Here is a 6,265-nt window from a genome sequence, read left to right on the forward strand (position 1 = left end):
GTCAGGTCAGTGCAGCGACGGCTTGGCGCTGGCCGCGGTCGGGTGCTTGGCCGACTCGGTGTAGAGCAGCAGCGGCGCGACCCGCAGGTATTCCATGACTTCCATGTAGTCGGTCTCGCCGTCTTCGGACTCTTCCAGCGCGTCCTGCACCTGGGCGATGGCCGCCAGATCCTGCAGCACTTCCATGGCTTCGGTGCTCAACGCCGTGTCGCGTGCGGTCAGACCGAAACCGGCCAGGAAACCCTGGCACCATTCGCCCAAGGCGGCAGCCCGCTCGGGCAACGGCGACTCGTCGCTGGGGACCAGCAGTACCACGGTCATGTCGTCGCTGGTGAGCTCGCCCTTGACCATTTCCTGCAGGCCGATCAAGGCCTGGCGAACATTGTCTTCCGCGGGTGCGCCAAGCAGGTCGGCGGCATCGACCAGCCATGGTTCGACCTCGAAGCCGGCCCCGGCGCAACTGCGCCCCAGCAACAGGCCGTGCAGTTCGGCAGGTGAAACGGTGTGGCCGCTGCTGTTGAGCAGGGTGGCGAAGGCGTGATAGGGGGAATTCTGAATAGGCATGGGCAACTAGGCGCCAGACGGCGCAATGACTAGAATGAAGGCCTTGTATCCTAGCACCGGCAACCGCGCCAGACTATCGACGCGGCCAACTACGTGTTCATCTTCACCGGACCTGCCAGTTCAGCGGCAGGCGACTTTTTCCAACCGTACCTACCGGGACTCCATGGAACACAACGACCTGCAAGCGCTGATGAGCCGACTCGAATCATTGATCGGACGAGTCGAGCAACTTAAACGACAAAACGGACTCCTATTAGCGCAGGAAAAGACCTGGCGCGAGGAACGCGCAAGTCTCATCGAAAAGAATGAAATCGCCCGGCGTAAGGTCGAGTCCATGATTTCGCGCCTCAAGGCCCTGGAGCAAGACTCATGAGTTCAAGCAATAGCGTCACCGTCCAGATCCTGGACAAGGAATACTCGATCATCTGCCCGCCGCAGGAGCGCAGCAATCTGGTCAACGCCGCCCGCTATCTGGATGGCAAGATGCGCGAGATCCGCAGCAGCGGCAAGGTGATCGGTGCCGACCGCATTGCTGTCATGGCCGCGCTGAACATCACTCACGACCTGCTGCACCGCCAGGACACACCGGCGCTCCCGGTCAATGACAACACCCGCGAACAGGTCCGCGATCTGCTCGAACGTGTGGATCTGGTGCTTGCCACCGATCCGGAAACGCCCAAGGGCTGAAATCCGCAAAGCTTTTCTGTATACTGGCGCCACTCCCTGGAGTGCTTGCCAGTCGGTCATGTCCCTGAGCCGATACGCACAACCACGGGGGTTGCACGTGGGGTTGGTGTGCATGTCCGCTCGACGGAAAGCCTTAAAACCTCCTGTGATCTCCACCTTGAACTTTCGGGTTCAAGGGCTACACCGACAGCGGTTCGTCGGGGAGTACCTGAATTTCCAGCCCATGCCAGCTCGACTCGGCGTGGGCTTTTCATTTGTCGCTGGGCAGCACAGCCCCGGTGGCGTCCGTGATCAGGATCAACCGCGCCCATGACCGCCTCCGCGCCGCTGCCTCGTCAACAACCGTCTCGTCAGCAATTGCGCCGCCAGCTGCGTGCCGCGCGTCGCGCCCTTACCCCCGCACAACAGCGTCAGGCTGCCCAGGGCCTCTATCGGCAACTGGCTCAGCATCCGTTGTTTCGGCGTGCCCGGCACATTGCGCTGTACCTGCCCAACGACGGCGAGATCGACCCACGGCCTTTGCTGCTCGAAGCCCAGCGGCGCGGCAAGCAGACCTACCTGCCGGTGCTCAGCGATTGGCCGCGCACCAAGATGGTGTTTCAGCAGGTACGCCGAGGCGAAAAGCTTCGTCCCAACCGCTTTGGCATCCCCGAGCCACGTATCCAGCGCGCCCGCCAACGCACCATCTGGGCGCTGGATCTGATCCTGCTGCCGCTGGTGGGGTTCGATGACGAAGGCGGGCGTTTGGGCATGGGCGGCGGCTTCTACGACCGCAGCCTGGCCTATCGCGCTCGGCGCACGGTCTGGCAGGCCCCGGTGCTGCTGGGGCTGGCCCATGAATGCCAGAAGGTGGAGCGCCTGGCGCAGGCCAGTTGGGATGTACCGTTGCAGGGCACGGTCACGGACAGGGCTTGGTATCTGACTTGAAACCTGTTGGAGCGGTCAGTGACCGCGAAAGCCGCGCCGCCGTTACCGCGAGCTCACTACCGAAGTCTGCACCACGGTCAACTCAACACCCGTATCCGCCTTGCTCGCCCACAGACTCTGCGCGTATCCGGTGGTGACCACACCCAGACCAAACAAGATCACCAATGTCCACAACAAATCCGGCTTACGGCGCATCGACGCTGCCCCCCTACAAGGCAATTCAAGAATCAACGGAACGGTATTCTGGCCTGCCGAACAGCAGCGCCTGGCTTAAATTTGCGCGCATTCTGGGGCAAGCTTCAACGACAAGCAAACTTTGTGCGCAACCAATTGTCGGCTACTTTTCAACCCCCAAAAAGCTGGCCATTTCGTATCACTGAGGAACCCCTGTCATGGCCTACTGGCTGATGAAATCCGAACCTGACGAACTGTGCATTCAGGACTTGGCCACGCTTGGCCAGACGCGCTGGGACGGTGTGCGCAACTACCAGGCGCGCAATTTTCTGCGCGCCATGGCGGTGGGCGATGAGTTCTTCTTCTACCACTCCAGCTGCCCCGAACCTGGCATAGCCGGTGTAGGCAAAATCGTGGCCGCCGACTATCCAGACCCCACCGCTCTGGACCCGGACAGCCCCTACTTCGACGCCAAGGCCAGCGCCGAGAAGAACCCTTGGACCTCGGTCGACGTCGCGCACGTCGAGACCTTTGGCAAAGTGCTCGGGCTTGGTTATCTGAAGCAGCAAGCAGGTCTGGCCGAAATGCCCCTGGTGCAAAAAGGCAGTCGCCTTTCGGTGATGCCGGTGACGGCAGAGCAGTGGGCGCTGGTAATGCAGTTGCGCTGAACATTCGAATAGGCCGTGGCCTACTCTGAAATTGATGTCGCTTAAGTGCCGACTGACCGTCTGCGCTGTTACTGCACAATCAAGTTATTGAACAGCAAGTCTTCCACGATGGGCTTGCCCTCTTCGTCGTTCATCACTTGCTGCAATTGCTTGAGAGCTTCCTGGCGCAGCTTTTCCTTGCCCTCGACATTGCTCATCGAGTCGGAAGTCTGTTGCGCGAACAAGGCCACCAGTTGATTGCGCAAGAGCGGATCCTGGCGCTTCACCGCAGCCTCCGCCTCCGCCCCGGTCACCTTCAAGGCGATGTCTGCCTTGTACACGTGCAGCTTGGGGCCGCCATCAAGGGCATAGTTGCCCACGAACGGCGGGGTCATGCCGATATAGGCCACCTTGGGCACGGCATTTTCACCTTCTTTGGCCCCCTCATTGGCCATCACGGCGGTTGGCAGGACCAACGCCAGCACTATGGATACCCAGGCTTTCATCTTTGATTTCTCCGCAAGGTCGTGTCCTGGCCGGGCTGTCGTGCCGGCCAGCGCTGTTACCTGCCTGTATCGGCCAACATGGACAATTCAATAGCTCATACGAATCCGAACAGCTGAAACGGTTCTCCCAACAAACGAAACCACATGACGAGCAGAACTGAACCGTTTGAGTTCGCATTGCAACATTTTCGCGCACTCCATTGGGCGGTAATCGATTTTGTTTTCGGTAATGAAACTGTAACATTCGAATCCGCAGCAAATAACAATAAATGGAGCTTGTGCATGTTCGCCTTCTTCCGCCCCGCCCCTCATCGCGCCGCCCTGCCCGATGAAAAGATAGACAGCACCTACCGCCGCCTTCGCTGGCAGATCTTCGCCGGGATATTCATCGGTTATGCCGGTTATTACCTGCTGCGCAAGAACTTCTCGCTGGCCATGCCCTATTTGATCGAAGAGCAAGGCTACACCCGTGGCCAGCTGGGTCTGGCGATGTCTGCCATCGCCATTTCCTACGGCCTGTCGAAGTTCCTCATGGGGATCGTCTCCGACCGCTCCAACCCGCGCTACTTCCTGCCGTTCGGTCTGCTGATCTCGGCCGGCGTGATGTTCGTGTTCGGCTTCGCACCCTGGGCAACGTCCAGCGTCACCATGATGTTCATATTGCTGTTCATCAACGGTTGGGCCCAGGGCATGGGCTGGCCGCCCAGTGGGCGAACCATGGTGCACTGGTGGTCGCAGAAGGAGCGTGGCGGCGTGGTGTCGGTGTGGAACGTGGCGCACAACGTCGGGGGTGGCCTGATCGGCCCGCTGTTCCTGCTCGGCATGGGCCTGTTCAACGATTGGCATGCGGCATTCTACGTGCCTGCCGCGGTGGCGTTGCTGGTGGCCCTGTTCGCCTTCGCGACCATGCGCGACACGCCGCAATCGGTAGGCCTGCCGCCGATCGAGCAGTACAAGAACGATTACCCGGAAGGCTACGATGCCAGCCACGAAGAAGAATTCACCGCCAAGGAAATCTTCGTCAAGTACGTGCTGCGCAACAAGATGCTGTGGTACATCGCCCTGGCCAACGTGTTCGTCTACCTGCTGCGCTATGGCGTACTGGACTGGGCGCCGACCTACCTCAAGGAAGCCAAGCACTTCACCGTAGACACCACCTCATGGGCGTACTTCTTCTATGAGTGGGCCGGCATTCCCGGCACGTTGCTGTGCGGCTGGATGTCGGACAAGATCTTCCGCGGCAATCGCGGGCTGACCGGCGTGGTGTTCATGGCCCTGGTGACCGTTGCCACTCTGGTGTACTGGCTCAACCCACCAGGCAACCCGACCGTGGACATGATTGCGCTGTTCTCGATCGGCTTCCTGATCTACGGCCCGGTGATGCTGATCGGCCTGCAGGCCCTGGAATTGGCACCGAAGAAAGCGGCAGGTACCGCCGCCGGCTTCACCGGGCTGTTCGGCTACCTGGGTGGCTCGGTCGCCGCCAGCGCCGCGATGGGCTACACCGTGGATCACTTCGGCTGGGACGGTGGTTTCGTCCTGCTGATCGGCGCCTGCCTGCTGGCAATCGTCTTCCTGATCCCCACGCTCTGGCACAAGCAGGTGGCCAGCGCCGAGCGCCATGCCTGATTGACCCAGGCTACGCCGTCAGGGCAGGAATTGCTGCGAAGCCTGAGTGCAGCTGCCCTGATGGCAACGCTTGAGCCTGGCTTCCAGGTTCTTGTCCGGCATTGCGTGATTGCGCAGGGCACTGACGGTCTGCTCGACGTAATCACGAGTGCTGCCAAAGCGCCCACTGGCACTGTCCAGAATCTGTGTCAGCAGGTTGTCGGGCAGGTTGCCGGCATAGCTGGGCAAATGCCGCTCCAGCACGAAACCCAACGCCTGTACTTTGGTGCCGTCTTCCAGACGGCAGTTGAGCCAGTGCGGGCGGTAGGAGGGATAGGGCATTTCACGCTGCCAAAGCGCCAAAAGCGAGTCTTCGAGATTTTCCTGCGGCAGGCGGTAGGCGAAGCCGGCGCAGGAGCCGCCACGGTCCAGACCGAACACCAGGCCCGGCCGCTCGGGCGTGCCTCGGTGCTCGTGGGACCACAGGTACAGACCCCGGTGATAGCCATGGACTCGAGCGCGGCGCCGCTCTGCAGCGCTGCATTCTGGCCGCCAGATGAGCGAGCCGTAGGCGAACAGCCAGACCGGACCGCCACGATGACGTCGCATCGTCGTATTCAGTGAGTGAAGAAGTTGCTCGTGGGTCAGTTGCGGCCCGAGATCGAGCGACGGCGGATAGACCACATTCAAGTGCGCAGTTTCGAGTACCGACATAAGCAGTCGCCTGTTATCCCCGTAAGATTGCAATGAACCCTTACTCTAACGCATTGCAACTGTCGCGCCTCTACCGTATGGCAGATTGGTCAATAAATACAAGCGCTTATAATCAACTTCAAATAGATTGGTTATAAGCACCAAAGCGGCACAGGCACAAAACTCTGTGCACGATTACACGGCGTCGTATTCGACGCCGGCCATGCAGTGAAGAAGTTCAAGCCACGAAATGACGCAGTGGCGAAGAAACTAGAGTGGGCGCGGCGCGTAGGCGAAGACATCCGCACGCATCTGGTGCGCATCCATGCCGGCTTCGACCAGGGCATCGAGCGTGGCATAGATCATCGCCGGTGAGCCGCTGCCATAGACATGCACCCCGCTGAGGTCGGCGATGTCTTCGCAGACCGCTTCGTGCAGCATGCCGCAGCGCCCTTCCCA

9 protein-coding genes, 1 other RNA gene and 1 pseudogene are annotated in these 6,265 nt (G+C 60.5%); 7 read left to right on the forward strand and 4 right to left on the reverse strand.

The features are described from left to right. Window positions 1–6 precede the first annotated feature (6 nt). Window positions 7–564, reverse strand: coding sequence for a YecA family protein (locus tag B2V21_RS14060; RefSeq protein ID WP_049860288.1), 558 nt, complete (start codon window positions 562–564; stop codon window positions 7–9). A 163-nt stretch (window positions 565–727) separates the two neighbouring features. On the opposite strand from B2V21_RS14060, the gene B2V21_RS14065 reads away from it, so the two are divergent. From B2V21_RS14065 to B2V21_RS14090, 6 genes are all read left to right on the forward strand, one after another. Then, entirely contained in the window at window positions 728–937 is a 210-nt protein-coding gene (locus B2V21_RS14065; RefSeq protein ID WP_043193782.1) for a TIGR02449 family protein, read from the forward strand. Continuing rightward, the gene (locus tag B2V21_RS14070) at window positions 934–1,251 is read left to right on the forward strand and encodes a cell division protein ZapA (protein WP_056844732.1); all 318 of its coding nucleotides are present in this window, start codon (window positions 934–936) and stop codon (window positions 1,249–1,251) included. Before B2V21_RS14065 ends, B2V21_RS14070 begins: the two co-directional genes overlap by 4 nt. Window positions 1,252–1,281: 30 nt before the next feature. After that, window positions 1,282–1,459: non-coding RNA, 6S RNA (gene ssrS, locus B2V21_RS14075), on the forward strand. Window positions 1,460–1,560: 101 nt separating this feature from the next. Further along, window positions 1,561–2,178 (forward strand): 5-formyltetrahydrofolate cyclo-ligase, encoded by a 618-nt coding sequence (locus tag B2V21_RS14080; protein WP_286917165.1) that lies wholly within the window; start codon window positions 1,561–1,563, stop codon window positions 2,176–2,178. 164 nt (window positions 2,179–2,342) lie between these two features. After that, complete coding sequence (locus tag B2V21_RS14085; protein WP_162531777.1) at window positions 2,343–2,558, forward strand: hypothetical protein; 216 nt, start codon at window positions 2,343–2,345, stop codon at window positions 2,556–2,558. 12 nt (window positions 2,559–2,570) lie between these two features. Next, window positions 2,571–3,020 (forward strand): EVE domain-containing protein, encoded by a 450-nt coding sequence (locus tag B2V21_RS14090; protein ID WP_286917166.1) that lies wholly within the window; start codon window positions 2,571–2,573, stop codon window positions 3,018–3,020. Between the two features lie 68 nt (window positions 3,021–3,088). Here the strand turns inward: B2V21_RS14090 and B2V21_RS14095 are convergent, their stop codons facing one another. Then, window positions 3,089–3,505, reverse strand: coding sequence for a flagellar basal body-associated protein FliL (locus B2V21_RS14095; protein WP_192066530.1), 417 nt, complete (start codon window positions 3,503–3,505; stop codon window positions 3,089–3,091). A gap of 282 nt (window positions 3,506–3,787) precedes the next feature. Between B2V21_RS14095 and glpT the strand changes: the two genes are divergently transcribed. Beyond that, the gene (gene glpT, locus B2V21_RS14100) at window positions 3,788–5,134 is read left to right on the forward strand and encodes a glycerol-3-phosphate transporter (protein ID WP_049860293.1); all 1,347 of its coding nucleotides are present in this window, start codon (window positions 3,788–3,790) and stop codon (window positions 5,132–5,134) included. A gap of 18 nt (window positions 5,135–5,152) precedes the next feature. Here the strand turns inward: glpT and B2V21_RS14105 are convergent, their stop codons facing one another. Further along, complete coding sequence (locus B2V21_RS14105) at window positions 5,153–5,827, reverse strand: gamma-glutamylcyclotransferase (RefSeq protein WP_049860294.1); 675 nt, start codon at window positions 5,825–5,827, stop codon at window positions 5,153–5,155. A 249-nt stretch (window positions 5,828–6,076) separates the two neighbouring features. Further along, a pseudogene (locus B2V21_RS14110) lies at window positions 6,077–6,265 on the reverse strand (CDP-6-deoxy-delta-3,4-glucoseen reductase); the annotation flags it as partial.

The sequence above is a fragment of the Pseudomonas sp. UBA6276 genome, assembly GCF_002438365.1.
Lineage (GTDB): Bacteria > Pseudomonadota > Gammaproteobacteria > Pseudomonadales > Pseudomonadaceae > Aquipseudomonas > Aquipseudomonas coleopterorum.

Coding starts and splice junctions, on each gene's coding strand:
- B2V21_RS14060 (WP_049860288.1), bottom strand. CDS start 564: ATGCCTATTCAGAATTCCCCCTATCACGCCTTCGCCACCCTGCTCAAC.
- B2V21_RS14065 (WP_043193782.1), top strand. CDS start 728: ATGGAACACAACGACCTGCAAGCGCTGATGAGCCGACTCGAATCATTG.
- B2V21_RS14070 (WP_056844732.1), top strand. CDS start 934: ATGAGTTCAAGCAATAGCGTCACCGTCCAGATCCTGGACAAGGAATAC.
- B2V21_RS14080 (WP_286917165.1), top strand. CDS start 1,561: ATGACCGCCTCCGCGCCGCTGCCTCGTCAACAACCGTCTCGTCAGCAA.
- B2V21_RS14085 (WP_162531777.1), top strand. CDS start 2,343: ATGTCCACAACAAATCCGGCTTACGGCGCATCGACGCTGCCCCCCTAC.
- B2V21_RS14090 (WP_286917166.1), top strand. CDS start 2,571: ATGGCCTACTGGCTGATGAAATCCGAACCTGACGAACTGTGCATTCAG.
- B2V21_RS14095 (WP_192066530.1), bottom strand. CDS start 3,505: ATGAAAGCCTGGGTATCCATAGTGCTGGCGTTGGTCCTGCCAACCGCC.
- glpT (WP_049860293.1), top strand. CDS start 3,788: ATGTTCGCCTTCTTCCGCCCCGCCCCTCATCGCGCCGCCCTGCCCGAT.
- B2V21_RS14105 (WP_049860294.1), bottom strand. CDS start 5,827: ATGTCGGTACTCGAAACTGCGCACTTGAATGTGGTCTATCCGCCGTCG.